General features: G+C 75.7%; 23 protein-coding genes. 10 read left to right on the plus strand and 13 right to left on the minus strand.

What is annotated here, in order from left to right; translation table 11 throughout:
- Nucleotides 1-24: 24 nt before the first annotated feature.
- From ACIGZJ_RS28150 to ACIGZJ_RS28180, 7 genes are all read right to left on the minus strand, one after another.
- Complete coding sequence (locus tag ACIGZJ_RS28150; RefSeq protein ID WP_396459862.1) at nt 25-1,503, minus strand: lytic murein transglycosylase; 1,479 nt, start codon at nt 1,501-1,503, stop codon at nt 25-27.
- A gap of 150 nt (nt 1,504-1,653) precedes the next feature.
- Nucleotides 1,654-2,643 carry a pyrroloquinoline quinone biosynthesis protein PqqB gene (gene pqqB / locus ACIGZJ_RS28155; RefSeq protein ID WP_396459946.1) on the minus strand — a complete coding sequence of 330 codons (990 nt, stop codon included), beginning with the start codon at nt 2,641-2,643 and terminating at the stop codon, nt 1,654-1,656.
- Nucleotides 2,559-3,950 carry a pyrroloquinoline quinone biosynthesis protein PqqE gene (gene pqqE / locus ACIGZJ_RS28160; protein WP_396459863.1) on the minus strand — a complete coding sequence of 464 codons (1,392 nt, stop codon included), beginning with the start codon at nt 3,948-3,950 and terminating at the stop codon, nt 2,559-2,561. The genes pqqB and pqqE overlap by 85 nt, the downstream gene beginning before the upstream one ends.
- A complete protein-coding gene (locus ACIGZJ_RS28165) occupies nt 3,947-4,687 on the minus strand; it encodes a pyrroloquinoline quinone biosynthesis protein C (RefSeq protein WP_396459864.1) in 741 nt (246 codons plus the stop codon). Before ACIGZJ_RS28165 ends, pqqE begins: the two co-directional genes overlap by 4 nt.
- Nucleotides 4,672-4,851 (minus strand): hypothetical protein, encoded by a 180-nt coding sequence (locus ACIGZJ_RS28170; RefSeq protein WP_396459865.1) that lies wholly within the window; start codon nt 4,849-4,851, stop codon nt 4,672-4,674. Before ACIGZJ_RS28170 ends, ACIGZJ_RS28165 begins: the two co-directional genes overlap by 16 nt.
- Nucleotides 4,852-5,041: 190 nt before the next feature.
- Nucleotides 5,042-6,667, minus strand: coding sequence for a PQQ-binding-like beta-propeller repeat protein (locus ACIGZJ_RS28175; protein WP_396459866.1), 1,626 nt, complete (start codon nt 6,665-6,667; stop codon nt 5,042-5,044).
- 186 nt (nt 6,668-6,853) lie between these two features.
- Nucleotides 6,854-7,552 carry a hypothetical protein gene (locus ACIGZJ_RS28180; RefSeq protein WP_396459867.1) on the minus strand — a complete coding sequence of 233 codons (699 nt, stop codon included), beginning with the start codon at nt 7,550-7,552 and terminating at the stop codon, nt 6,854-6,856.
- Between the two features lie 394 nt (nt 7,553-7,946).
- Here ACIGZJ_RS28180 and ACIGZJ_RS28185 point away from each other — a divergent pair, with 394 nt between their 5' ends.
- A complete protein-coding gene (locus tag ACIGZJ_RS28185; protein ID WP_396459868.1) occupies nt 7,947-8,330 on the plus strand; it encodes a hypothetical protein in 384 nt (127 codons plus the stop codon).
- A 23-nt stretch (nt 8,331-8,353) separates the two neighbouring features.
- The gene (locus tag ACIGZJ_RS28190; RefSeq protein WP_396459869.1) at nt 8,354-8,641 is read left to right on the plus strand and encodes a hypothetical protein; all 288 of its coding nucleotides are present in this window, start codon (nt 8,354-8,356) and stop codon (nt 8,639-8,641) included.
- Nucleotides 8,642-8,715: 74 nt separating this feature from the next.
- Here ACIGZJ_RS28190 and ACIGZJ_RS28195 read toward each other — a convergent pair whose 3' ends face one another.
- The 3 genes from ACIGZJ_RS28195 to ACIGZJ_RS28205 form a co-directional block, all read right to left on the minus strand.
- On the minus strand, nt 8,716-10,263 hold the full coding sequence (locus ACIGZJ_RS28195) for an alpha/beta hydrolase (protein ID WP_396459870.1): 1,548 nt from the start codon (nt 10,261-10,263) through the stop codon (nt 8,716-8,718).
- Between the two features lie 155 nt (nt 10,264-10,418).
- Nucleotides 10,419-11,057, minus strand: coding sequence for an NAD(P)-dependent oxidoreductase (locus tag ACIGZJ_RS28200; protein ID WP_396459871.1), 639 nt, complete (start codon nt 11,055-11,057; stop codon nt 10,419-10,421).
- A 55-nt stretch (nt 11,058-11,112) separates the two neighbouring features.
- A complete protein-coding gene (locus ACIGZJ_RS28205) occupies nt 11,113-12,078 on the minus strand; it encodes an EamA family transporter (RefSeq protein ID WP_396459872.1) in 966 nt (321 codons plus the stop codon).
- Nucleotides 12,079-12,166: 88 nt separating this feature from the next.
- Here ACIGZJ_RS28205 and ACIGZJ_RS28210 point away from each other — a divergent pair, with 88 nt between their 5' ends.
- Nucleotides 12,167-12,670 (plus strand): MarR family winged helix-turn-helix transcriptional regulator, encoded by a 504-nt coding sequence (locus tag ACIGZJ_RS28210; RefSeq protein ID WP_396459873.1) that lies wholly within the window; start codon nt 12,167-12,169, stop codon nt 12,668-12,670.
- Between the two features lie 47 nt (nt 12,671-12,717).
- On the opposite strand, the gene ACIGZJ_RS28215 is transcribed toward ACIGZJ_RS28210, so the two are convergent.
- Nucleotides 12,718-13,596: a methyltransferase domain-containing protein gene (locus ACIGZJ_RS28215; protein ID WP_396459874.1), complete on the minus strand. Its 879-nt coding sequence runs from the start codon at nt 13,594-13,596 to the stop codon at nt 12,718-12,720.
- A gap of 29 nt (nt 13,597-13,625) precedes the next feature.
- Here ACIGZJ_RS28215 and ACIGZJ_RS28220 point away from each other — a divergent pair, with 29 nt between their 5' ends.
- On the plus strand, nt 13,626-15,164 hold the full coding sequence (locus ACIGZJ_RS28220; protein WP_396459875.1) for a PLP-dependent aminotransferase family protein: 1,539 nt from the start codon (nt 13,626-13,628) through the stop codon (nt 15,162-15,164).
- 190 nt (nt 15,165-15,354) lie between these two features.
- Nucleotides 15,355-16,557, plus strand: coding sequence for a glycoside hydrolase family 3 N-terminal domain-containing protein (locus ACIGZJ_RS28225; RefSeq protein WP_396459876.1), 1,203 nt, complete (start codon nt 15,355-15,357; stop codon nt 16,555-16,557).
- Nucleotides 16,558-16,600: 43 nt separating this feature from the next.
- Here ACIGZJ_RS28225 and ACIGZJ_RS28230 read toward each other — a convergent pair whose 3' ends face one another.
- Nucleotides 16,601-17,314: a polysaccharide deacetylase family protein gene (locus ACIGZJ_RS28230; RefSeq protein ID WP_396459877.1), complete on the minus strand. Its 714-nt coding sequence runs from the start codon at nt 17,312-17,314 to the stop codon at nt 16,601-16,603.
- A 266-nt stretch (nt 17,315-17,580) separates the two neighbouring features.
- Here ACIGZJ_RS28230 and ACIGZJ_RS28235 point away from each other — a divergent pair, with 266 nt between their 5' ends.
- The 5 genes from ACIGZJ_RS28235 (at nt 17,581) to ACIGZJ_RS28255 (ending at nt 21,071) form a co-directional block, all read left to right on the plus strand.
- Nucleotides 17,581-18,543: a hypothetical protein gene (locus ACIGZJ_RS28235; RefSeq protein WP_396459878.1), complete on the plus strand. Its 963-nt coding sequence runs from the start codon at nt 17,581-17,583 to the stop codon at nt 18,541-18,543.
- A gap of 285 nt (nt 18,544-18,828) precedes the next feature.
- Entirely contained in the window at nt 18,829-19,281 is a 453-nt protein-coding gene (locus ACIGZJ_RS28240) for a hypothetical protein (protein WP_396459879.1), read from the plus strand.
- Between the two features lie 249 nt (nt 19,282-19,530).
- Nucleotides 19,531-20,379: a hypothetical protein gene (locus ACIGZJ_RS28245; protein WP_396459880.1), complete on the plus strand. Its 849-nt coding sequence runs from the start codon at nt 19,531-19,533 to the stop codon at nt 20,377-20,379.
- 165 nt (nt 20,380-20,544) lie between these two features.
- Entirely contained in the window at nt 20,545-20,892 is a 348-nt protein-coding gene (locus ACIGZJ_RS28250) for an ArsR/SmtB family transcription factor (protein ID WP_396459947.1), read from the plus strand.
- 47 nt (nt 20,893-20,939) lie between these two features.
- Entirely contained in the window at nt 20,940-21,071 is a 132-nt protein-coding gene (locus ACIGZJ_RS28255; RefSeq protein WP_396459881.1) for a DUF6126 family protein, read from the plus strand.
- Here ACIGZJ_RS28255 and ACIGZJ_RS28260 read toward each other — a convergent pair.
- Complete coding sequence (locus ACIGZJ_RS28260) at nt 21,049-23,622, minus strand: cytochrome P450 (protein WP_396459882.1); 2,574 nt, start codon at nt 23,620-23,622, stop codon at nt 21,049-21,051. The genes ACIGZJ_RS28255 and ACIGZJ_RS28260 overlap by 23 nt on opposite strands.
- Nucleotides 23,623-24,201 lie beyond the last annotated feature (579 nt).

Below are 24,201 nucleotides of genomic sequence, written 5' to 3' on the forward strand. Positions count from 1 at the left end.
TCGGCGGCTCCGGCTCCGACGGGGCTAGCGGGCGGCCGTCGCGGACGGTGAGGGCGACGGCGAGGCGGCCGCGGACGGGCTCGCCGCTGCGGAGGGGGCGGACGAGGCCGGTGCGGCCGACGCGGTGGCACCGGCGGTGGCCGGGGCGCAGTCGGGACCGGTGGGGGTCGCCGTGGTCGACGGCGTACCGGACGGAGCCGTGCTCGGCGTCCCGGTCGGCGTGCTGCTCGGGGTGCCGGTCGGCGAACCGCTCGGTGTGGTGGTGGTGGCGGTGGCCGTCGCGGTCGGCGAGGGGCAGGCGGTCGGCGTGCCGGTGGGCGTGGCGCTCGGGGTCGCGGTCGCGCTGGGCGTCCCGGTCGGCTCGGCGGAGGGCGACGGCGAACCGGTCGGCGTGGCCGTCGCCGTGGGCGACGGACTCGGGCCCGCAGAGGGCGAGGCGGACGGCGAAGCAGAGGGCGAAGCAGACGGCGTGGTCGAGGGCTGCGCGCTCGGCGAGGCCGGGACCGGCTCAGGGGTGACCGGCTCGGGCGTGGCCGGTGCCTGGGTGGCCGGTGCCTGCGTGGGCGCCGTCGGCTGGGCGGACGTCGGGGCCGCCGCGGCGCCCGGGGCCGCCGGGCGGTCCGGGGTGGTGGTCGGGGTGCCGCTGCCGAAGTGGGCCATCCAGTTCCTGACGGTCCGCAGGTACTCGCCCGAGTTGTTGTAGCCGAGGACGGCGCGGTCCAGCTGCGTCGGGTCCGACAGGTTGCGGCCGCCCGCGCACAGGTAGCGCCCGGCGCCCTCGGCGGCGTCGAAGATGTTGTTGGGGTCCGCCTGGCCGTCGCCGTTGGCGTCGACACCCCAGTAGGCCCAGGTCGAGGGGATGAACTGCATCGGTCCGACCGCGCGGTCCCAGACCCGGTCGCCGTCGAAGCGGCCGCCGTCGGTGTCGGCGATGGCCGCGAAGCCCTTGCCGTCCAGGACCGGGCCGAGGATGGCCCGGTAGGTCGTCCCCGCGGTGTCCACCCGGCCCCGGTCGGCCTGGCCGGACTCGACCTCGCCGATCGCGGCCAGCAGCTGCCAGGGCAGGTGGCAGCCGGGCGAGCGCAGGGACAGGGCGGTCTCGGCCTTGCGGTAGGCGGCGAAGACCGTCTCCGGCAGGGCCGGTCCGGTGCGGAACGGGGCCGCCGAGGGCTCGCCGGGGACGGTGCCGGGCGGCTGCGGCAGCGGGAAGGTGCCGCCGCCGTCCACCGGGCCGGCGCCGGGCGCCGCGGGATCGGGCGTGTTGGACAGGAGGGTGGCGCCCTGGCGGGGGTCGGGCAGCGTACCGGAGGCGGTCACCACGGATGCGGCGGTGGCGTTGTCCAGCGCCGCCGGGTCCGCGGCCGCCACCGGCACGAGGCCGAGGCCCGTCACCTGGGATCCGGTCAGCGCAGCCAGCGCGGTGAACGCCGCGGCCGCGCCGGTCACCCGCTTGCCCAGCCGAATCCGCCGACCGCCCTGCCCGGTACCGAACTTCGCGCTCACGCCGTGCCCTCCCCGTCGTCGTCCCGGCCCTCGGGGAACGGACGGGATGTCATGAACGTGCCCGTACTGCCCCCGCAAGAGTGTCGTACCGGAATGATTAGTATCACGACGATCTGAACCGCCCCCGGTGGCCGGAGCCGGGCCGGGGCCTCACAGCTCGATGAACATCCCGTCGTCGGCGACGGCCGCGCCGGCCGCCGCCAGGGCCCCGGCGAGGGCGGCGGACCCGGGGGAGTCGGGGTGGGCGAGCGGGTTGGTGTTGTTGAGGTGGGTGTAGAGGTAGCGCGGTCCGGGGTGGCGGGCCAGCTCGGGCAGCGAGTCCTCGACGGCCAGGTGCCCCATGCCCCGGGAGGTGCGCGAGCCGCCGGTGTGCCCGGCGAGTTCGCCGTCGGTGGCGAACGTGCCGTCCAGGAGCACCAGGTCGGCCCCCGCCACCGCCCGGTCGAAGGCGGGCGTCCACGCGGCCAGCCCCGGCGCGTACACCGCAGCCGCCCGGCCCGCCGTGTCGGTGAAGCGGTAGCCGGTCACCCAGTCCGACCGCTGCGCCCCCTCCTCGCCGGCCTGGTCGGCGGCGTAGCGCGGCCGCTTGCCGCCGAGCGCCAGCGGCTCGGCGCGCAGTCCGCCGTCCAGTTCGAGCACGGTGCCCGGGACGGCGGTGTGCCAGCGGGCCTTGGTGTACGGCGCGAGCAGCGGGCCCACCGGGAAGGCCTCGTGCAGTGCGCGGCGCACCGGCAGGGCGGCGTGCACGGTCAGCGCGGCGGCCTCCCGCAGGGTCACCAGGCCCAGGGTGTGGTCGAGTTCCCCACTGGTGAGCAGGACGCCCCGCAGCGGGGTGTCCCGGGTGCCCGGCGCGGGGGCGAGCTCGGGGGCGGCGAGCAGCTGGCCGCGCAGGTCCGGCGAGGCGTTGACCAGGTACCAGGCGGCGCCGTCGGCGCTGATCGCCAGGCAGTCCTGGGTGCGGGTGGCGCCGGTGGCGCGGGCGGTGGCACAGCCGGGGCAGCCGCAGTTCCACTGCGGCAGGCCGCCCCCGGCGGCGGTGCCGAGGATCCGGATCTTCAGCGGAGCCTCCGGGGGACGGGCGCCGGGGTGTCCGGGAGGGCCGGCGCGGTGAGCAGGTGGTGGTGCGGGGAGAGCCGGCAGGCCGGGTCGGTGGCGCCGGCGTCGCCGGTGAGCTGGAACGCCTGGCACCGGCAGCCGCCGTGGTCCACCTCGCGCAGCTCGCAGCCGCGGCAGGGCTCGGGCATCCAGTCGGTGCCCCGGTAGCGGTTGAAGGCCGGTGAGTCGTGCCAGATCGCCGCCAGGCCGTCCCGGCGGGCGTTGGGGACGGTCAGGCCGGGCAGCTGGGCGGCGGCCAGGCAGGGCAGGACGTCGCCGGTGGGGGCGACCACCAGCTGGCGGCTGCCCCAGCCGTTCATACAGGGCTTGGCGGTGCCACCGTGCAGGTCGGCGGCGACGTGCACGATCTCGATCCGCCCGGCGTGCCGCTCCCGGGCGGCGGCCACGTCCCGCTCGGCCTGCCGGACCTGCTCCTCGCTCGGGGCGAGGTGGGCCCGGTTGCGCCAGGCCCAGCCGTAGAACTGGGTGTGCGCCAGTTCGACCCGGTCGGCGCCGAGTGCCACCGCGAGGTCGGCGAGCGCGCCGAGCCGCGCCAGATTGCCCCGGTGCAGGACGACGTTGACGGTCAGCGGCAGGCCCTGGCCGGTGAGCAGGGCGGCCGCGGCCAGCTTGCGCTCGTGCGCGGCCCGCCCGGCGATGGCGTCCGCGCTGCGCAGGTCGGCGTCCTGGACGGAGAGCTGGACGTGGTCCAGGCCCGCCGCGGCGAGTTCGGCGGCCCGCGGCCCGTCCAGCGGGAGGCCGCTGGTGACCAGGTTGGTGTAGAGGCCCAACCCGTGGGCGTGGCCGATGATCCGGGCCAGGTCGCGGCGCAACAGCGGTTCGCCGCCGGTGAGGTGGACCTGGAGGACGCCCAGGCCCCGGGCCTGGTCCAGGATCCGCAGCCAGTGCCCGGTGTCGAGCTCGTCGCGGTAGCGGGCCAGTTCCACCGGGTTGGCGCAGTAGGTGCACTGCAGCGGGCAGCGGTAGGTGAGTTCGGCGATCAGCCCGAGCGGAACCGGGCCCCGCACGGCCGCTGCGGGCAGGCCGCCGGCCCGCAGCGGCCGGACGGGCGAGCCGGTGCCGTCCAGGCTGAGCAGCCTGCGCCCGGCCAGCTCGGCGAGCAGCTCGTCCACCTGGGCGGCGTCCACCCCGTCGTACTCGGCGGCGAGTTCGGCGGTCACCAGCGCGCTGTCACGCCGTCCGTCGCAGTGCCGCAGCACGGCGGCGGCGGTGTCGTTGAGCAGCAGCACGCCCTCCGGGTAGAGCAGCGCGGACCGCTCCCGGACCGGGTCGTAGACCAGCCGGACGCCGGGCCGCAGCCCGGGCACCCGGCCGGCCAGGGCGGTGGTCACCGGTCGCCCCCGTAGTCGACGGCGTCCAGCATCGCCCGCAGCACCTCGCACTTGAAGGCGAGCGCGTCCACGGCGGCCTGCTGCTGGGCGGCGGTCACGCAGTGGTCCAGGACCAGCTCCAGGGTGCGGGCGCTGTCCCGGCGCGCGGTCGGGATGCGGTGCTCGAAGTACGCGTACCCGCCCGGGTCGATCCACTCGTAGTGGGTGCGCCAGGCGGTGACCCGCTGCGCCATGTGGTCGGGCGAGAACATCTCGGTGAGGGCCGCCGCGACGCCCTCCGTCCACGGCCTGGTCTGGCAGAAGTGCAGGTAGCCGTCCACGGCGAAGCGCACTCCGCGGGCGACGTGCCGCTCGTCGGTGACCTCGGCGCGGTCCAGTCCGACCGCCTCGGCGAGCACCAGCCAGTCGGCCAGCCCGCCCTCACCGGGCTGCCGGCCCCCACCGGGCTGATCGGGGCGGTCCGGGCCGGCGGCGTCCGGGCCCGGCCCGTCCTGGTAGCCGAGCCGTTCGACCCAGGAGCGGCGGACCTCCGGCAGCGGGCAGTTGGCGATGATCGCGGCGTTCTTGCGGGTCAGGCAGAGCTGGTAGTACCAGCGGTTGGCGACCCAGCGCCGCAACTCCGGTGGCGTGCAGCCACCGGAGTGCAGGCGCAGGTGGAACGGGTGGGTGTCCCAGTACCGCTCGCGCAGGTCGTACAGCCCGGCCGCGAACCGCTCGCGGGTCAGCGGTTGAGCCACTGGGCGGCCCGTCCGGCGTACGCGGTGACCTCGGCGCCGGTCTGGTGGCACTCCACGGCGGGGGCGGACCAGGCGGGCCTGGGGCGGGCTGCCGTACCGGACTCGGGGCCGGCGGGCACGGCCTCGGGTACGGCGGCCGGGTCTGCGGGGGTGGTGGTACTCATGGAGGTCCTCCTGACGAGGGGTTGCGGGGGTTGCGGGGGATATCGGGGGACTTGCCGGGGGCGGGGCCCGCGGGCCCCGTGGTCAGGACGCTACGAGCCACCGGGCCGGGCCGCCGGTCCGAACCGCGCGATGCGCGGACAATCGCGCTCGAACGAGTGACGGACCGGCGTCCGGGCCCCGCGGCGGCGGTCAGGCGCCCGCGCGTCCGAAGGCGACCAGATGCCCGTCCTTCGTGCCGACGAACACCTTGCCGCCGTCCGTCGCCGGGACGGCGAACCTGCTCACCGTGCCCAGCGCGAAGCTGCGGCGCATCTTCAGCGTGCCGTTGACCGGCACCGGGTCGTACACCCGCAGCTCGCCGTTCTGCCCGCCGGGGCCGGTGCCCGAGTAGACGGTCCAGACGAGCGCGGAACCGGAGGCGGTGCCGTTGGACGTCACGACGGGGGAGCCGGAGGCGTAGCCGAAGCCCTCGGCGCTCGTTCCGGCGCTGGTCAGCTGCGGGTTGCCGGAGCCGTTCACCGAGTACTTGAGGGCGCGCAGCGAGCCGTAGTTCTCGACCAGGTACACATAGCCGCCGTCGCCGCCCCATACCCCCGGGTGGCCCCAGACGCCCTTGTACGGGCCGGTCATGCCGACCGCGGCGTCCGTGCCGTTCGGGCCCTGCCCCATGCCGCCCAGGCTGTCGCGGTCCAGCAGGAAGATCCGTCCGTCCTTGCCGACCTGCACCAGCAGGTGCGGGTGCGCGCTGGTGCCGAAGCCGGCCGGGAGCGCGGCCGGGCCGCCGGAGCCGAGGTCGACGTCGCCGTGGTCCATGTCCCGGTTGTTGGTCGGGCTGAAGAAGTCCTTCGGGGCGAGGCTGCCGTCGCCGTTGACGCCCAGCCGGACGACCGACTCGGCGAAGTGGCCCTGCGGGTTGCCGCCCGGTCCCTTGAGCGGCGAGGAGCCCGTACCGGCGCCGTTGCCGGTGGCGACGATGATCCGCCCGGCGCCGTCCGAGACCAGGCCGCCGCCGCTCATCCAGACGCCCGCGTTCTGCGAGGCGGAGCCGGACTCGGTGGACCAGAGGGTCAGCTTGCGGCTGCTGGTGTTCACGCCCGCGACATGGCCGACGTAGGTGCCGACCCCGCAGTCCGAGGCGAAGCCGAAGTACACCGCGCCGTCCAGCAGCAGCAGGCCGGCGCGCTGGGCCGAGGTGGCCGGGTTGAACGGGACGCCGGGGCTGTTCACCGGGTCGCCCTGGACCGGTACCGGCCAGCCGCTGCGCTCGGCGCCGGTGACGGCGTCCAGGGCGTGCACGGAGAACCGGCCCCCGCCGTCGTTGGTCTTGGCCACCAGGTAGACGGTGCCGCCGGCCTTGTCGTACACGGGCGTCGAGGTGATGCCGGTGCCCGGGGAGAGGCAGGCGGTGGACGACGGCGAGGGGGTGCCCAGGGCGCGCTGCCACAGGATCCGGCCGTCGCCCGCGCCGATGCCGTAGACGTGGTTGGTCTCGGTGGCGACCACCACGGTCGAGCCGGCCACCAGCGGCTGCGCGAACACGGCGCCGTCGACGGCGGTCGACCAGCGCCGGCCGAAGTCCGAGGCGGAGACCTTCGCGGGGCCGAGGTCGGGCTCGGCCGCGTCCCAGGCGGTGCGCAGGTTGTTCACCGAGACGGTCGGGTTGTCGGCCCGGGCGGGTATCGCGGTGGCCAGCGAGCCGGCCGCGGCCGGGGCCACCAGGGCCAGGCCGGCGAACAGGGCTGCGGGGCGGCGCCTGCCGCGGCGACGGGGGCCGGCCTCGGCCGGGGTGTGCGGGGGTGGGTGAAGTCGGCTCATACGATCCGCCTTGGCTGTGAGGGGAGTACGGGTACGGCGCCGTGGCGTCATTGTGTGAGCGTCCCCGCCGTACCCGCATCCGCCCGCAACCCCGGGCCAGCCCCCGTTCACGCCCCTGGGGGAACGGGCTGCGCCGCCCGGCGCCCTCCGCCGGCCCCGGACGGCGTTCGCTCAGGCGGTGAGCGCTCAGGCCGTGAGCGCCTTGGCGAGCAGCGTCGCGAGGATGCCCTCGGCCATCACCTCGGCGGGGGCGTTGACGCCGTCGCCCGGTGCGCGGGACTTCACCACCTCGACGGAGTAGGTGTGCCCGTCGGCCGTGAAGTACACGACCGGCCGGGTGCTGTCCTTCTTCCACACCGAGAGCACCGCGTCCTGGCCGACCTGGCGCAGCGGGGTGACCTCCAGCTCGGGGTTGGCCCGGACCGAGGCGAGGACGGTGGCCGACACCTCGTGGATGGCGGCGTACGACTCGCGGGAGCCCCAGGTGCAGCCCCACACCGGGCTGCCGTCGCCGGCCGGGGAGAGGCGGGTACCGCGGAACGGGCCGGAGGTGCCGACGATGGTGACGACCTGTTCGGACGTCAGCATCGGGCAGGCCTCGGCGGGCCGCTTGCCGGGCGGGGCGGCGGGTGTGCCGGTGGGGGCGGTTCCGCTGGTCGGCTCGGCGGGCGAAGTCGCGGCGGGTGAAGGCGCTTTGGACGAGGGCGCGTTGGGCGAGGGTGGGGCGGTGACGGGCGCCGAGGACGACGGTGCGGCGGTGGGTGCGCCCGCGGCGGCGTTGCCGCCGCCGGAGGAGGAGCACCCGGCCAACGCGGCCGCCGTCAGGGCCAGTACGGGCAGCCACCCGTACCGGCGCCCGGTCCGGATCGGCGAATCGACCTGCATGGGGAGCCCCCTCCACTGGTGCCCGCCGGTCGGCGGGCTGCGATGTGGGAGGATCATACGGGGCGCCACTGACGCCTAACCGCTTTATCGGCCAAGGGAGTTGCGCGAGCGCGCGACGGACGTGAACCGGGTGTGCCACCGGGGCGAACGGGCGGTTCGGAGCGCGGGGCGGCGCACTTCCCCCGGCCCGGGCTCTCGGCGGCGCCCGGTCGCACCCGCCTGAGCTGGGTCGATGCGCGGCCGGTGGGCGCGCCGATAGCAGGACGGGCGGATCGGCGTCCGGGCTGTACACCATCACGTCCCCGGACGGGTGACGTTCTGGTGAAAGTGGTCATGCCAGGAATCGCGGCCCGGCATCCTGGGGCCGTTGCTCAGCGGATATGGAGGGTGTGGCGTGAGCGCGAACCTGCCGGAGACCATCGCCGAGGCGTCGGTCGTGCTGCCGGCCCCGCCCCGGGTGGTCGATGACCTGGCCCGGGATCTGACCCAGGCCGCGGCCGCCGTCCGGGCGGTGTCGCGCGTCGGACGCAGCGGCGGCGATGTGGCCGTCGCCGCCTACACCGCAGTGGTCTGTACCGGCCGGTCGGCGGCCCGGGCCCTGGAGGAGGCCGCCGCCTGGTGCCGGCAGGCGGCGGAGGCGGAGGTCCACTCGCTCGCCTGGGCGCGGGTGCCCGGCCACCGCGAGGACGTCTTCGAGTACCGGGTCACCCTGGCCGTCAGCTTCCCCGACCACGAGACCGGCGAGCACACCGGGGACACCCACCACGCACCGCGCTGAGCCCGACGCTTAGGATCACTCCCATGGACAGTGGGGGTACGGACGGCATGGCGTCCGAGGAGCAGGGGATTTCCGGCGCGGTGGCGGTCGTCGTGGCGATCGCGGCCGGGCTGTGCGCGGCGGTGGTCCTGGTGGTGGTGTTCCACTGGATGGGCTGGACCCTTCCGTGGGTCGGCTGGCTCCTGGCCAAGGGCGCGGTCAAGGTCGGGGTGGCCGGTGCGGCGGGCCTGGTCGGCGGCGTCGCCTGGTTGCGGCAGCAGCGCGGCCAGGGCGCGAAGCGCGAGGGCGGGGCCGGGCCGGACGGCGGCTGAGCGGACCGGCCGAGGCCGCCCCGGGTGCGGGCGGCCACGGCCGGCGCCTGATCCGGCGATTCCGGCTGATGGCGTCAGGGCGTCTGCTGTGAGGCGCAGATGATGTCACGGGCCGGGGCGTGGCCGGCCAGCAGGTAGTCCTCGACGGCGGTGCGCACGCAGGTGTCGGGGCCGGGGTACTGGCCGTGGTCGCCGTTGCCGGTGACGGTCACCAGACGGGAGCCGCGCAGCGCCCGGTGGGCGCCGAGCGCGGCCTCGTAGTAGGTGGCCGGGTCGTGGACCGAGTTGAGCATCAGGGTGGGCGGCAGGCCGGCGCCGGTCACCCGGACCCGGGGTGCGGTGGGCGCGGGCCAGCTCGCGCAGACCGTGGCGAAGGCGAGCGTGCGGGCGCCGACCAGGGGCCAGCGCGCCGTGTTCGCGGCACCCCGGGCGATCCAGTCGTCCGGATTCCTGCTCCACGCGGTGTCGTTGCACGTGACCGCGAAGAACTCGGCGAGGAACTCCGGGCTCAGGTACCGGCCGAAGACCAGGGCGGCCGTCGCACGGGCCTGCTGGTCCGCGTTCGGCCAGTCGTCCAGTGCGGTGAGCGCGGTGGCCAGCGCGGGGAAGCCGTCGGCCGCCTGGTAGATCGCCTGGATGGTGCCGTTGTCCAGCTGGTTGGGCCCGATGGTGAGGGCCCCTTCGACCAGCGGGTGGTCGTGCAGCACGGTCCGTCGCGCCTCCCAGCGGGCCTTGGCCTCGGCGGCGGTGGCACCGTAGTGGTACGTGCTGTCGCGCGCGGCGAGCCAGGGCAGGAAGTCCTCCTCGAAGCGCCGCTGGAAGCTCATCGGCTGGCCGAGCTGGAACGCCTCCCAGGTGCCCTCGAAGCCGATGTTGCTGTCCAGCACCATCCGTTCGACCCGCTGCGGGAAGAGCGTCGCGTAGTACGCGCCGATCATGGTGGCGTAGGACGGCCCGTAGTAGGAGATCCTGCGCTCGCCGAGCAGCGAGCGGAACAGGTCGATGTCCCGGGCGGTCTGCTCGGTGGTCAGGTACGGCAGCAGGCCGCCGCTGCGCTGCTCGCAGTCGGCCGCGAGCCTGCGGGAGTTGTCCACCACCCGGGCGGTCGCGGCGGGGGAGTCGTCCCGGAAGTCCCCGGCGAAGAAGTCCTGGAACTCCTGCGGGGTCTGGCAGTGCGCCTGGGTGCTGTGGCCGACCCCGCGCTGGTCGAAGCCCACGACGTCGTACGCCGCGCCCACGGAGGGTGCGCTCCGGACGAAGTCGGCCGGGCGCAGCAGGCCCTTGCCGCCGGGGCCGCCGGCCGCCATCAGCAGGGTGCCGATCCGCTTGGCGGGGCCGGTGGCGCGGTGGCGGGAGACGGCGATGGTGAGGTCCGGTCCGGCCGCGGGGTGGTGCCAGTCGCGGGGGACGGCCATCGTGGCGCAGTCCATCGACGGCGCCTCTGCGCAGGCCTGCCAGGCGAGTTGCTGCTGGGCGTAGTGGGCCGGGACGGGGGGCGTGCGGGTCTCGGCGGTGGTGGCGCCGGCGGCGGTGGCCGGGAGGGCGACGGCCGCGAGCAGGGCGGAGGTCAGGGCGGCGAGCGGGGCGCGCCGCCGGCGGGTGCTGCGTTCGCATGTGGTCACGGTGGTGATCCTGGCCGCCGGGGCGCCGGCGGGTCGATCCAGCACGCTCCAGTTCAGGGGGTGGTGCTGGGGACACCCCCCGGACGGCGGGGGCGGCCCCTTCTGTATGCGCGCGTGCCCCGGTGGGGGCCGGGGCACTGGGCGGTGAGGGGAGGTCAGTAGGCGGCGGTGAACCGGGTGCGGTGGTGGGCCGGGGTCTCGGCCTCGTCGAGCAGGGCGACGGCGAGGTCCTCCATGGAGATGGCCGAGGTGCCGTCGGCGTCGACCAGGAGTTCGTCGCGGCCGAGGCGGTAGCGGCCGGTGCGCTCGCCCGGCTCGAGCAGGGCGGCGGGGCTGAGGTAGGCCCAGTCGACCTCGGTGTCGAGGCGGTGGAGGTCGAGCTGCTCGTTGCAGGCGAGGGCGATGGGGAGCCAGGCGGGCGGGAAGTCCGGGTCGTCGACGACGGTGGCGCCGTCCCCGCCGGGCAGGGTGAGGCTGCCGGCACCCCCGACGACCAGGAGGCGGACGCCCGTCCCGGCCAGGCCGGCCAGCAGGCCCTTGGTGGCCGTGGCCAGTTCGGACTCGCTGCCGGGTGCCGGGCGGGTCGCGCTGATCACCGCGTCCTGGCCGGCGGCGAGGCGGGCGACGTCCTCCGGGTGGCGGGCGTCGCCGACCGCGATCGCGGCCGCCGCCGGGAGGCCGTGCGGCTTGGCCGGGTTGCGGACCACGGCGGTGACGCGGTGGCCGCGGGCGAGCGCCTCGGCGACCACGCGGCTGCCGACGTTCCCGGTTGCTCCGAAGACGGTGATGTTCATGGTGCTCTCCTTGGCGGGTGGGACTGTGGTTGTGACTGCGGGTGCGGGTGCGCGGTCAGGAGGCGTGCGGGCGTCCCGCCACCGGGGCCGCGGTCGGCTCGGGCCGGGCGGGCTGTGCGGCCTGCGGGGATTGCGCGGGCTGCGGGGATTGCGCTGGCTGTGCGCCGCGCGGCTTCTGGGTCTGGGCGGCGACCAGCGAGCCGAGCACGATCAGCGCCCCGAGCCCCTGGACGGGCGAGAGGTCCTGGCCGAGGGCGAGCCAGCCGAGGGCGGTGGCGACCACCGGGCTGAGCAGGCCGAGGAAGGCGACGGAGGTCGGCGGCAGTGCGCGGATCCCCCGGAACCACAGCGCGTACGCGATGGCGGCGCCGATCAGCGTGAGGTAGCCGTAGCCGAGCAGGTTGGCGCCGGTGAGGTGGGACGGCGGGGCGCCCTCGACGAGCAGGGCGACCGGGAGCAGCAGCAGGCCGCCCGCGGTGAGCTGCCAGCCGGTCGTGGCGAGCAGCGGGGCGGGGGAGGCCCAGCGCTTGGAGAGGACGACGCCGAGGGCCATCACCACCGCGCCGCCGAGCGCGGCGGCGACCCCGATGGCGTCCAGCTGGGCGTTGGACCGCAGGACCAGGAGGCTGACGCCGGCGATCCCGGCGATGCCGGACAGCACGGTCCGCAGCGTGAGCCGGTTGCCGAGCAGTCCGGCGGAGAGCCCGGCGGCGAGTAGCGGCTGGACGGCGCCGACGGTGGCCGCGACCCCGCCGGGGAGGCGGTAGGCGGCGATGAAGAGCAGGGCGAAGAAGGCGCCGATGTTGAGCGCGCCGAGGACGAGCGAGCGCCACCACCAGCTGCCCTGCGGCAGCCGCCGGGTGACGGCGACGAGGAGGAGCCCGGCGGGCAGGGCCCGCATCACCCCGGCGAGCAGCGGGCGGTCGGGCGGGAGCAGTTCCGTGGTGACGAGGTAGGTCGAGCCCCAGATGGCGGGGGCGAGAGCGGTCACCAGCACGATGGCGGTTCGATTCCTTAGCACTAAGCCAATGTATCTCAGCGCTAAGGTATCGCGTCCGTTCGAGTGCTGTGATGTATCTCACCGCTAAGTAATCCTCTAGGCTGAAGCGGTGGCAGATCATGTGGACCGACTGGTGAAGCAGTGGGGCGCCGAGCGCCCCGACCTGGACGTCTCCCCGATGGAGGTGATCGGACGCCTCAAGCGGCTGTCCCGGCTGGTCGAGGCCGAGCTGAAGCAGAACTTCGCCGGGCACGACCTGGACGCCCCCTCCTTCGACGTCCTCGCGACCCTGCGCCGCAGCGGCCCGCCCTACCGGCTCACGCCCACCGGGCTGATGCGCTCCGCGATGGTCACCTCCGGTGCCATCACCCAGCGGCTCGACCGGCTGGAGGCGCGGGGGCTGGTCACCCGCACCGCCAGCGGCTCCGACGGCCGCAGCCGGGAGGTCGCCCTCACCCCCGAGGGCTACGCCCTGGTCGACCGCGCCCTGCCCGACCACCTCGCCACCGAACGCCGCCTCCTGGCCGGTATCGACGAGGCGCAGACCGAGGCGCTGGTCGAGGTCCTGCGCACCCTGCTCGCCTCACTCGGCGACAGCCCGGACGAGCCCTGACAGCCCTGACTGCCCTGCCGGGCACCGGGTCGGGGAGCGGGCGCCCGCTACGGGTTGACCGCGACCGCCTTGAAGAAGGTGTAGTGGAACGTCCCGCCCTCCTGCGCCGTGCGCCGCAGCTCCTCGATGCCCCGGTCGAACTCGGCCGCCGTGGCGAGCCCGGCGGCGAGCGCGTCCGCGCGCACGGACTCGACCATGGTGATGAAGGTGCGCCGGGTGAAGCCCTCGACCAGCGCGGGGCGGCCGCCGTCCGCGTAGACGGTGCGCGGGCGGACCGCGACGTCCCCGAAGCCGGCCTCCGCCAGCAGCGGGTAGAGCCGCCGGCCGACCAGGCTGTCGCCGCCGGCCCCGGCCTGCAGCCGGACCAGGTGGCCGACGGCCGCCCGGGCGGCGGCGCTGTCCGGGTGGAAGAAGGCGGACCCGTGGTCGCCCTCGATCACCGTGATCGTGCCGCCCGGCCGCAGCACCCGCCGCAGGGCGGCCAGCGCCGCCGCGGGGTCCGCCAGGTGCTCCAGCACGAAGCAGACGAAGACGTGGTCGAAGGAGTCGTCGGCGAACGGCAGCTCGTGCAGGTCCCCGTGGTGCCAGACCGGCTGCGCACCGGGCGCCTGCGCCGCGACCCGGGCCCGCGCCTGGGCGAGCGAGTCGGCCGAGATGTCGGCCGCCGTGAGGTGAACCCCGGGGCTGGAGGCCAGCAGGTGCACCGTCTGCGCCCCGACCCCGCAGCCGGCCTCCAGCACCCGGCTGCCCGCCGGGTAGGAGGTGCCGGCGTGCAGCAGCTCCGCGAGGGTGTCCGCCTGGTCGCCGAGCCGCCGGGCCTCGGTGTCCGAGTAGCCGTGGACGTAGTCGCGGCCGGGCGCGCGGTCGGGGTCGTCCGCGGTCGTGGGCGAGGCGGTCGTGGGAGAAGTGGTCTGCGTGGTGGTCATGTCCCCACCCTGGCCCCGACAATGGACCGGTGAACAGGTCCAATCAGCAGCCCGACGACAGGTCCAAAGCGGCGGGCGCCGACTTCCTCCAGCTCGACACCGCCGAGGCCCCGCCCGGCGGGCTCGCCGACTGGCTCGCCCGGCGGCTGCGGCAGGCGATCGCGGACGGCCGACTGCCCGCGGGCGGCCGCCTGCCCGCCACCCGGGTCCTGGCCGACGAGCTGCGGGTCTCCCGGGGGGTCGTCACCGACGCCTACCGGCGGCTCACCGAGGAGGGCCAGATCGCCGGGCGCGGCCGGGGCGGCACCGTCGTGGTCGCCCAGTCGGCCCAGCCCGTCCAGCCCGTCAAATCCGGGCGGTCGGCTCAGGAGGCCCAGCAGCCCCGGCCGCCCCGGCCGCCCCGGCCACCCCGTCCGGCCGACCGGTCCCTGTTCGACACCGACCCCGTCCCCGAGAGCTTCGACGCACTGCGCGCCGCCCCCGCCCGGATCGACCTCTCACCCGGCCGGCCCGACCTCGCCGCCTTCCCCCGCGCCGCCTGGCTGCGCGCCGAACGCGCCGTCCTCGACGGCCTGTCCCCGCACGACCTCGGCTACGGGGACCCGCGCGGCACACCCGCGCTGCGCCTGGCCGTGACCCACTGGCTGGCCCGCTACCGGGGCATCCGGGTCGACCCGCAGGACGTCCTGATCGTCGCCGGCACCGCACAGGCCCTCGCCCTGCTCGGCCAGGCGTTCGGCCAGGACGGCATCTCCGAGGTCGCGGTAGAGGACCCGGGCTCGCTCGGGGTCCGCCAGCACCTCGGCCACTGGCTCACCGCCACCCCGCCCGTCCCGGTCGACGCCGAGGGCATCCGGGTCGACGCGCTGCGCGCCACCGGGGCCCCGGCCGTGCTGCTCACCCCCGCCCACCAGTTCCCGACCGGCGTGGTGCTCGGCGGCGGCCGGCGCCGCGAACTGCTCCGCTGGGCCGCCGAGGGCGGTCTGGTCATCGAGGACGACTACGACGCCGAACACCGCTACGACCGGCCCCCGGTGCCCGCGCTGCACTCAGCCGTCCCCGACCAGGTCTGCTACACGGGCAGCATCTCCAAGCTGCTCGCCCCCGCCCTGCGGACCGGCTGGCTGCTCGCCCCGCCCCGCTACCGGGAGGCCGTCCTCGCGGCCAAGCGCTTCGCCGACCTGGGCAACGCGGTGCTGCCGCAGCTGGTCCTGGCCCGGCTGATGGAGTCCGGCGAGCTGGAGCGGCACCTGCGGCTGCTGCGCCGCCGCCACCGGCGCCGCCGGGACGCGATGATCACCGCGATCGGCGCCGAGCTGCCGGGCGCGGCCGTGCACGGCGCGGCCGCCGGGCTGCACCTGATGGTCACCTTTCCGGGCGGTCTGCGCTGCTCCGACACCGAACTCGCCACGGCCGCACTGGCCGGCGGGGTGAAGGTGCAGCCGCTCTCCTGGCACGCCCGGCTGCCGCACCCGCCGGGTCTGGTCCTCGGGTACGCGGCGGGCACGCCGGGCGAGATCGCCGAGGGGGTGGCGGTACTCGGCCGACTGGTGCGCGGAGCGGGGTGAGCGGCGCGGGGTGCGCGGAGCGGGGTGAGCGGGCTTGGGTGAGCAGGGCGGGGTGAGCAGGGCGGGGTGAGCAGGGCGGCCGCCGGGACGGGCTTCGGCGGCGGGCCGAGTTGGGACCTTCGGGCTGCCGGGGCGCGCGGGCCCCGATAGCCTGGCGCAGCGAACCCGACCCCGCCCTCCGGGAGGCCCCGTGCTCTGGCTCCGGCGGATCGCCCCCGTCGCGGCGCTCGGCCTGCTGCTGGCCGCCCTGTGCACGTCGCCGCCCGAAGCGGTGCGCACGCCCCTGCAGCCGCCGACCTCCGCGGAGAGGACACCGCCCGTGACCGCACCGGAGTCGATACCGGGCGCCAACCCGGACACCGCGCCGGGCACCACCCCGGCCACCACCGCGGACTCCCGGCTGCTCGCCGGCCGGCGGATCGTCTACTCCTACCCGGGCCCGACCCCGCCGCCCGAACTGCTCCAGGCCATCCGTGAGGGCCGCGCCGCCGGGGTGATCCTGTTCGGCGAGAACGTCACCGGCCCGGACCAGATCCTGGCCGCCGTCGCACAGTTGCGCGAGGCGGCGGCGCAGTCCCCGACCGGGGCGCCGCTGCTGTTGATGACCGACCAGGAGGGCGGCAAGGTCCGCCGGCTGCCCGGCGCGCCCGAGCTCTCGGCCCGCCGGACCGGCCGGTCCGCGCACCCGGTCGCCGAGGCGGCCCGGTCGGGTGCCGGAGCCGGCCGCACCCTCGCGGACATCGGGCTGAACGTCAACCTCGCTCCCGTCCTCGACGTCTACGACACCGCCGACAACTTCATCGACCACCACGAGCGCTCCTACGGACAGGACCCTTCCACCGTCGCCGAGTTGGGCGCCAGCTTCCTCACCGCCCAGCAGGACCTCCAGGTCGCGGCGACGGCCAAGCACTTCCCCGGTCTCGGCAGCGCCGCCCGCGACCAGAACACCGACGAGCAGCCGGTCACCCTGCCGGTGCCGCTCGCCGAGCTCCGCGCCCGCGGCGAGGAGCCGTACCGGGCCGCGATCGGTGCCGGTGTCCGGCTGGTGATGGCCTCCTGGGCGGTCTACCCGGCCCTCGACGCGGCGCGTCCGGCGGGCCTGTCGCCCGTGGTGGTGCAGGGCGAGCTGCGGGAGCGCCTCGGCTTCCAGGGCGTCACCGTCACCGACGCGCTGGAGGCGAAGGCGCTGGCCTCGTACGGGGGGACGGGACCGCGCGCACTGGCCGCCGCCGACGCCGGGATGGACCTGCTGCTCTGCTCGGCCCGTGACGTCCAGCAGGGCGAGGAGGCCGCCGCCGCCCTCGCCGAGGCCCTGGACAGCGGCCGCCTGGACCGCACGGCGTTCACCGAGGCCCTCCAGCGGGTCGACGAACTCCGCTCCGGGCTGCGGTAGTTCGCGCCAAAGCTTCAAAGCTGGCCAGAGCGGGTCAAGACGGTCAGCGGGCGGTCGCGCCGTCGAGCAGGGTGCGCAGGTCCAGGATCCGGTAGCCGCGGGCGCCCACGGCATCGAGGATCAGCGGCAGGGCCTGCGCGTCCAGGCACGGTCCCTCCTGGTCGGACACGCCGACGTGGAGCTGGAGGATCCCGCCGGGGACGAGGGCGGCGAGGGCCCGGTCGACGGCCTTCCGGACGGTCATGCCACCCTCCTCGCCGAGATAGCCGTTGGTGTCCGCGGTGAACTCGATGTCGGCGAAGCCCAGGGCGTTGACGTCCGCGATGCCCTGCGGGGTGGTCTCGCTGTACGGGAAGCGGAAGAACGGCAGCGGCTCGGCGCCGGAGGCCGTACGGATCGCCGCGTCCGCGCGCAGCACCTCGGCGCGGGCCTGCTGCGGGCCGAGCCCGTCGAACCGCGGATGGCTGTAGGAGTGGTTGCCGAGCCCGTGGCCGGCGGCGGCCATCGCCCGCACCGCGTCCGGGTGCTGCTCGGCGTACTGCCCGGTGGGGAAGAAGGTGGCCGGGGCCGACCGCTCCCGCAGCACCGCCAGGACGGTGTCCAACCCGGTGTCGTCCCAGGCCGCGTTGAAGGTCAGCGCCATCACCCGCTCATCCGTGGGGATCCGCCGGATCTCGTCGCCGAGCAGGTACGGGGGCGGCGCGGCGGCGGCCACCAGGGCCAGGACGGCGGCGGCGACGGCGAGGATGCGCTTCACACCGCGTCCAACGCGCCCGCCCGCGCGGCGGATACCCGCCGACCGGGGGAGCGCGGGCCGGGAGGGGAGCGCGGGCCGGGCGGCGGCGGGCGCGGCGCCGGGGGTGTCCGCCGGCCGGGAGCCGGGGGAGCCGCGCGCTGCTCCGCCGGTATCGAGCGGACAGGACCTAGACTGGCGCCCGGGGAGACCAGGGGGAGTGGTGACGGGTGGGCAGGTTTCAGGACTGGCGTGAGCGGCGGGCGAGGGCAAGGGCCGATCGGGTGCCGGTGGCTCCGTTTCTCGTCGAGGAGACGGTCGACGGCATCGCCGTGGAGGTCAGAGCGCACCGCGCGGGCGGCCCGGCGCTAGCGACCGCCGAAGGGGTCCGGCTGCTACGGCTGCTGGTGCGGGCCGCGTTCGACGACCACGGGCTGCCGGTGACCGTCACGGGCGACTCCGCCACGGACGGGCAGGGCCGGCAGTACAGCCTGCTCACGGTGATGGAGGCGGCCCGCGCGGCGGATCTCGCGGGCGAGGACTGGGGGGTTGTGGTCACCGCCGAGGTGGCCGAGCTGGTGCGGGAGGTGACCGGCCCGTCGGCGCTGGAGCGACTCCCGACGGAGGAACTCCTCGGCCGGATCCACCCGTTGGTGGTCGACGCCGCGAACCTGCCGGTTCTGGAGGCCGCCGTCCATGCGCCGTTCGTGGCGCCCGGGTTCCACGAGTTCCTGGCGGTGGAGGCCCCGCAGGGCATGCAGACCCTCTCCCGGGCGGACGAGGAGCGGTTGGGGGATCCGGTCGGGCTGCGCTTCCAGGCGCGCAACAACCTGCGCGGCCTGCTGATCGAGCGCCACGAGGTGGTCCGGGACCAGGACGGCACCCGCTTCGACGTGGTGTCCGGCAGTTCGATGTTCACCGCCGGCCGGATGACCTACCTGGACGACCTGGTCGACGAGTTGACGGGCCTGCCGCTCGGCCCGGAGGGGGCGGTGTTCGCCTTCCCGTCCCGATACGAGCTCGCCTTCCACGCGATCCGCGGCCGCAGCCTCTACCCCAGCCTCGCCGCCCTGGCCCGCTGGGCCCGGACCAGGTACGCCGAGGTCCCGGACGGTCTGAGCCCGCATCTGCACTGGTGGCTGCCCGGCGAGGTGATCCGGTTGACGGACTATCAGGACGGTGAGTACGTGCTGCGGATCGCCCATGAGTTCAAGGCCGTCCTGGAGGGGCTGGAGACCACTCCCGGGCGCTGAGGGCGGCGGGGGCGGAGCGTTGACCGGTGGCGCGGGGGCGTAGGCCGGTGGCGTTGACCGGCGCGGATCGCTGGCCTGGTGGCGGGCCTGTCGGCGGCCGTGAACCTGGTGCGGGTCGCGGACCTGACGGAGGGTCTGATCACGCCATCGAAGGTCGATTTCCGGTCCGCTGAGGGATTCAGGCGGAGATCGTCGCCTGGGCATTCGAATCGCATGACAGAGTTCGTGGCGCCACATGTGAAATTTCACATGTGGCGTTACATAGATGACTGAAGGAGTACTCCGATGAACCGAATCGCCCTGATCGCGGCGGGCGCTGCCGGCGCCGCCGCCCTGCTTGCCGTCCCCGTCGAGGCCGGTGCCGCCACCACCACCGCCACCACCACGGTGACCTGCGGTGCCTCCGGCCTGCAGGCCGGCCTGATGACCAAGGTCTGTGCCGAGGTCACCGGTGACAGCGTCCAGCTGTACGGCCAGATCAGCCTGGCCGGTCCGCCGAGCCCGGGCACCCCGTGGCCGCAGACCCAGGAGCTCCTCACCGGCCTCTCCGGCCAGGTGGTCGGCGGCGCCTCGCTCGGTTCGGTCAGCGGGCGCACCCTGTTCACGGCCTCGACCGTGCGCGTCAACGGCGTCGGCGGCACCGTGCCGTGCGGCTCCACCGTGCACGGCAGCTTCAGCGTCGCCACCTACCCGTGGGGCCCGGTGCCGGTGACCGTCGACGTGCCGGTGGTCTGCTGACCTCTGTCCACGGGACCAGCCCGGTCCGGGAGTTGTGCGCGACACTCCCGGGCCGGCTGAGGCGGTCGCCTGGTCGCCCGCCCTGTCCGTCCCCGCCGGGTGCGACCCGGGCGGGACGGGCAGGGCGGTGCGCGTGCCGGTCCGGCCAGTGCCGGGGCCGGTGGAGCCGCCCCGGCGCGTCCGCGGCCGGCGCCCCGGGTACGGTTGACCGGCACACGACCGTACCGGGGGGTAACGATGATCATGCATGTGCGCACCCGCAAGCGCGCCGCCGGGGCCCTGGCCCTGCTGGCGGCCCTGCTGCTCACCGCCTGCGGCAGCCGTGCCGCGCCCTCGGGGGACGCGGGCGGGCCCGACGGGGACGGCTCCGCGGTCACCGACACCGCCGAGATCCCCTGGACCACGGTCAGCCCCACGACCATCACCGCGGTCCGCACCACCGACGGCGGCCGCGGCCTGGTCGTGGACTTCCCCGTCGCCTCCGGCGCGCCGAACTGCGCGCGCGGACTGAAGGGCGAGGTCCGGTCGGTCGAGCGCGGCACCGTCTTCGTCCAGATCACCTACGAGACCCGCTCCATGGACCGCCGCTCCGGCTGCACCCAGTCCGAGCCCAGCAACATCGGTGTCCCGCTGCCCGGGCCGCTCGGCGACCAGCTGGTCAGCGTCGACAACAGCCACGTCTACACCGTCCGGGGCGCCACCCCGCCGGCCCTGCGGGAGTGCGGCCAGGGCGGCTGCGACCCGGCTCCCACCGGCTGTACCGACGAGGCCTACGGCAGGGCCGCGGCCGGCGCCGACACGCCGAAGCACAGCACCTGGCGGGCACGCGGCTGCGACGGGCGCTGGCTCGTCCTGGACATCTCCTCCCCCACCGGGCCGGCCTGCGGAGACGCCGGTCCGGGCTGCGACAGCCACCCGCGCAGCCAGCGCTGGTTCTACCGCTTCCAGCCCACCGGCTGGTCGGTGATCACCACCTCCGGTGAGCCCGGTTGCGCGGCGGTCCAGCGGGCCGAGCCGCAGTTCCCCACCGCCCTGTGCGCCAAGCTCCCGGCACCCGGCGCCCCGGATCCGACCTCCTCGGGCAGCCCGAAGCCGTGACGGCCCCCGGGGCGGGGGGTGCGGGGTCGGGGCGGGTCGTGACGACTTGAAGAATTCTTCATCTGCATGGATGATGCTCCCCGGCCGCGCGGGCGCGACCAACAGGCCGGCAGGCGCGGACGGGCCCGCACCGGAGCGGCGGAGAGACCAGGAAGAGGGCGGATGATGCCGGTCCCGCTGTACCAGGCCAAGGCGGAGTTCTTCCGCACCCTCGGGCACCCGGTGCGGATCCGCGTCCTGGAGCTGCTCCAGGACGGGCCCCGGCCGGTGCGCGAGCTGCTGGCGGCGATCGAGATCGAGCCGTCCAGCCTCTCCCAGCAGCTCGCCGTGCTGCGCCGCACCCGGCTGGTCACCGCCACCCGCGAGGGGAACACCGTGGTGTACGCGCTGAGCACGCCCGACGTCGCCGAGCTGCTGCGTGCCGCCCGCCGCATCCTCACCGAGCTGATCACCGACCAGGGCGCCCTGCTCGCCGAGCTGCGGGCGCCCGGTGCCCAGACGGCAAGCGCATGAGCACCGGGCGCCCCGGCGAGCCCGGTTCCACCGAAGGAGTCCCGACCGTGACCGACGGCATCAGCGACGAGAGGAGCAGGCGTAGGGCCATGCTCGTCCGCGCGGGCATCTACATCTTCGCCACGCACCTGTTCGCGGGCTTCGTCATCCTGCTGTTCACCCTCGGGGACCGGCACTGAGGTAGCGGTGGGTGGTGCTGGTCCACGCCAGGACGCCGTCGACCAGCTCCCTGGTCCCGTCGAGGTACCACTGCCCGGCCGGGTGGTCGAGCAGAAGTCGTCGGCGCAGCGTCCCGCTCTCCTCGCGCAGGCGGGCGATCCGGTCGCGGACCGTCCGGGCCGCCTGGCGGCGGGTGCAGCCGCGCACGCGCTGCACGGTCAGCACGGTGTTGAAGGCCGCCGCGGGCTGCAACTCCTCGCGCTCCAGCGAGTAGAGGTCGTTGATCAGCGTCGCGGCGTCGGCGGTGTGCGCGCGGAGCCGGTGCAGCGCGGGCTCGGCGTGCAGCCGGGCCGGGGCGTCCCCGCCGTGGACCCGCTCCAGTATGTTCATGAACGGGTAGAGGCAGCTGGCGTGGCGCCGCAGCCGCATGGTCTCGGCGAGACCGGGGGCGGTGCCCTCGGCCCGGTGGGTGCTCTCGGTGAGGAAGGTCTCCAGACACGCGCGCCACTCGCGGGCGGCCCGGGCGCGCCAGGCGGGGGACATTGGTTCGGCCTGGCGGTGCCAGAGCTCCTGCCAGGCGTCGAGCAGGCCGGGGGCGGGCGGGGTCTGCGCCGGAAGGGCCCCCGGGACGTGCAGGGCCTGCACCGGTAGGGCGTGCGGGGCCTGCCGGTCCAGGACGGAGAGCAGCGGGTCGACGATGGCGCGGGCCTGGGCGGGCCGGTGCCCGGGCGGGCCGTCGAAGCGGTCGTCGAGGATGGTGAACCAGCCCAGGACGTCGACCAGCAGGTCGAGTTCGGCGCCACGGGCCCGGGGGTAGGCGTGGCCGATCAGCCTGGGCAGGGCGTAGGCCTGGTAGCGGGGCAGCTCGGCGGCGGTGAGCAGGTCGTGGCCGAGGATCCAGCCGGCGTGCCGGGCGGTGGCGGTGCGCAGTTCGTCCGGCCGGCGGGCGGCCTCCGGGGCCGGCGGTTCGGACCCGGGCGCGGCGGATCCGCCCGGCACGGGGCAGGCCGGGCGGGCGGTGGCGGTGGCGGTGGCGGTGGCGCGGCTCGTCGCGGTGTCGCGGTTCGTCGCGATGGCGCGGACGGGCGCGGGGGAGGCGGGCGGCCGGGTGTCGCTCCCGCGCGGGGCGAGCCGCACGTGCAGGCCCTGGGCCTGAACGGTGGTCCAGACCACCTCGCGGGCCCGGGCGCCGGGGACGGCCGTCGGCCGCCAGCGGCGCAGGATCGCGGCGGCCGCCACGGTCAGCTCCGCCCAGGCGAAGGCCTCGCCGATGCACTTGTGCTTGCCCGCCCCGAAGGGCAGGAACGACTGCCGCCCGGCGGTGGCCGCCTCGCCGTCCTCGCGACGGCGGTCGGGGTCGAAGCGCAGCGGTTCGGGGTGCAGCGCCGGGTCGCGGTGCAACGCGGTGAGGCTGTACAGCAGCTCGGTGCCGGCCGGGATCCGGTACCGGCCGAGCTCGACGGGCACGCTCGCGGTCCGCATCAGGAAGGCGTTCGGCGCGTGCAGCCGCAGCACCTCGCGGGTGACGCTGCGGGTGTAGCCGAGCCTGGCGAGAGCCTCCGGGGTGGGCACCGTCCCGGCCGGCAGGTGCTCGTCCAGCTCGGCGAGGATGCGGGCCTCCACCTGCGGGTGGCGCAACAGTTCGTCGAACAGCCAGGTGAGGGTGGTGGAGACGGTCTCGGTCCCGGCGCCGAACATGGTGATCGCCTCGGAGCGGACGTCGGCCGCGGTCGGCGCCCGTCCGGTGGCGGGGTCGGTGGCGGCGCGCAGCAGCGCGGGCAGGGTGCCGGTCGAGGCACCCGACCGGGCGCCGCCCCTGACCGCCTGGTCGACCACCCGGTTGAGCGCCCGGACGGCGGCGTCGAAGCGCCGGTTGACCGGCAGGGGCAGCCGGGCGAGCACGGGGTGCGGGTAGAGCGACTGGACGATCTGGCCCTTCACCAGGTCGGGAAGGGCCCGGTGGAAGGCCAGGGCGGCGTCCTCGCCGAGTCGGGCGTCGAAGAGTGCGCGGGTGACGATCTCCAGCGCGAGGTGGTTCATCTCCTTGGCCACGTCGAGGACCTGGCCGGGCCGCCAGCGCCCGGCGCGCTCCTCGGTGACCTGGTGCATCACCGCGAGGTACTCGGCCATCCGGTCCGGGCCGAAGGCGGGTTGGAGGATCCGGCGGCGGTCGCGGTGGGCCACGCCCTCGGACATCAGCAGGCCGTCGCCGAACGCCGTCTTCAGGGTGTCCTGGACGGCGCCGCGCGGGCAGTCGTGGGCGAGCGCGACGAGCAGGGTGTGCACCAGGGCCGGATCCGTCACCACGCAGACGGTGCGGGGTCCGAGCCGGATCCGCACCACGCCGCCGTACCGGGAGAGCGAGCCGAGGAAGCCCAGCGGGTCGCGCAGCAGCGCGGGGGCGTGGCCGAGGCCGGGCAGTGCCCCCGGTGCGAGCGGGGGGACGGCGGACGGGGTGCCCGGGAAGGGGGCCCCGGGCGGGGTGCTTCGCGGCGCCGTGGTTCGCGGCGCCGTGGTTCGCGGCGCCGTGGTTCGCGGTGCAGTGGTTCTCGGCAGTGGGGTTCTGGGCATGGCGCTTCTCGGCGGGGCGGTTCTGGGCGGAGTGGTTGCGGGTGGAGTGGCTCGGGGGCAGACGGCGCCCGGGGAAACGATTGGTCTACGCGTCTCGGTCGTCAGGACCATGACATCACCTCTCACCAGATGGGACAGCGCGGCGGTACCGCCGGATGCGCCGTCGCGGCAGCCGGAAGGCGGTGCCCCGTCAGCGCGGAACCCCGCGCGCGCCGCTGCCGGAGGGCGCACGCCCTGGGAAACGCGCCGGTCCGGCGAGCGTTCCGCCACACCCGGACGGATCACCCCATCGGTGGATCGGTCGCGGGCGGGTGGCGGTAGCGCGAGTGGCGGTCGGGGCGCGGGTAGCGGTCGGCGGGGTGGTGGTCGGCGGGGTGGCGGCGGGCTGGGTGGTCGTGCGGGGCGGCCGGGGTGGCGGCGGGTCAGGAGGTCTGACGGGTCGGAGGGTCTTTCGGCCCTCGGCCGCAAGGCCCGACCGGGTCCAGCATGGTGCGGAACGAAGGAGGATCCCGATGCCCCGTCCGCACCACCGGTCCGTACTACCGGTCCGCCCCCGAGCCGCGTGCGGCCGCGGGCCGG

It is taken from the genome of Kitasatospora sp. NPDC052868, from assembly GCF_044547105.1.
In the GTDB taxonomy this organism is placed as follows: Bacteria; Actinomycetota; Actinomycetes; order Streptomycetales; family Streptomycetaceae; genus Kitasatospora.

Bases quoted from the DNA above. Each gene is read 5' to 3' on its own strand.
- ACIGZJ_RS28170 (WP_396459865.1), bottom strand. From the start codon at position 4,851: ATGAGTACCACCACCCCCGCAGACCCGGCCGCCGTACCCGAGGCCGTG.
- ACIGZJ_RS28240 (WP_396459879.1), top strand. From the start codon at position 18,829: ATGAACCGAATCGCCCTGATCGCGGCGGGCGCTGCCGGCGCCGCCGCC.
- ACIGZJ_RS28175 (WP_396459866.1), bottom strand. From the start codon at position 6,667: ATGAGCCGACTTCACCCACCCCCGCACACCCCGGCCGAGGCCGGCCCC.
- ACIGZJ_RS28190 (WP_396459869.1), top strand. From the start codon at position 8,354: ATGGACAGTGGGGGTACGGACGGCATGGCGTCCGAGGAGCAGGGGATT.
- ACIGZJ_RS28260 (WP_396459882.1), bottom strand. From the start codon at position 23,622: ATGCCCAGAACCCCACTGCCGAGAACCACTGCACCGCGAACCACGGCG.
- ACIGZJ_RS28200 (WP_396459871.1), bottom strand. From the start codon at position 11,057: ATGAACATCACCGTCTTCGGAGCAACCGGGAACGTCGGCAGCCGCGTG.
- ACIGZJ_RS28180 (WP_396459867.1), bottom strand. From the start codon at position 7,552: ATGCAGGTCGATTCGCCGATCCGGACCGGGCGCCGGTACGGGTGGCTG.
- ACIGZJ_RS28215 (WP_396459874.1), bottom strand. From the start codon at position 13,596: ATGACCACCACGCAGACCACTTCTCCCACGACCGCCTCGCCCACGACC.
- ACIGZJ_RS28250 (WP_396459947.1), top strand. From the start codon at position 20,545: ATGCCGGTCCCGCTGTACCAGGCCAAGGCGGAGTTCTTCCGCACCCTC.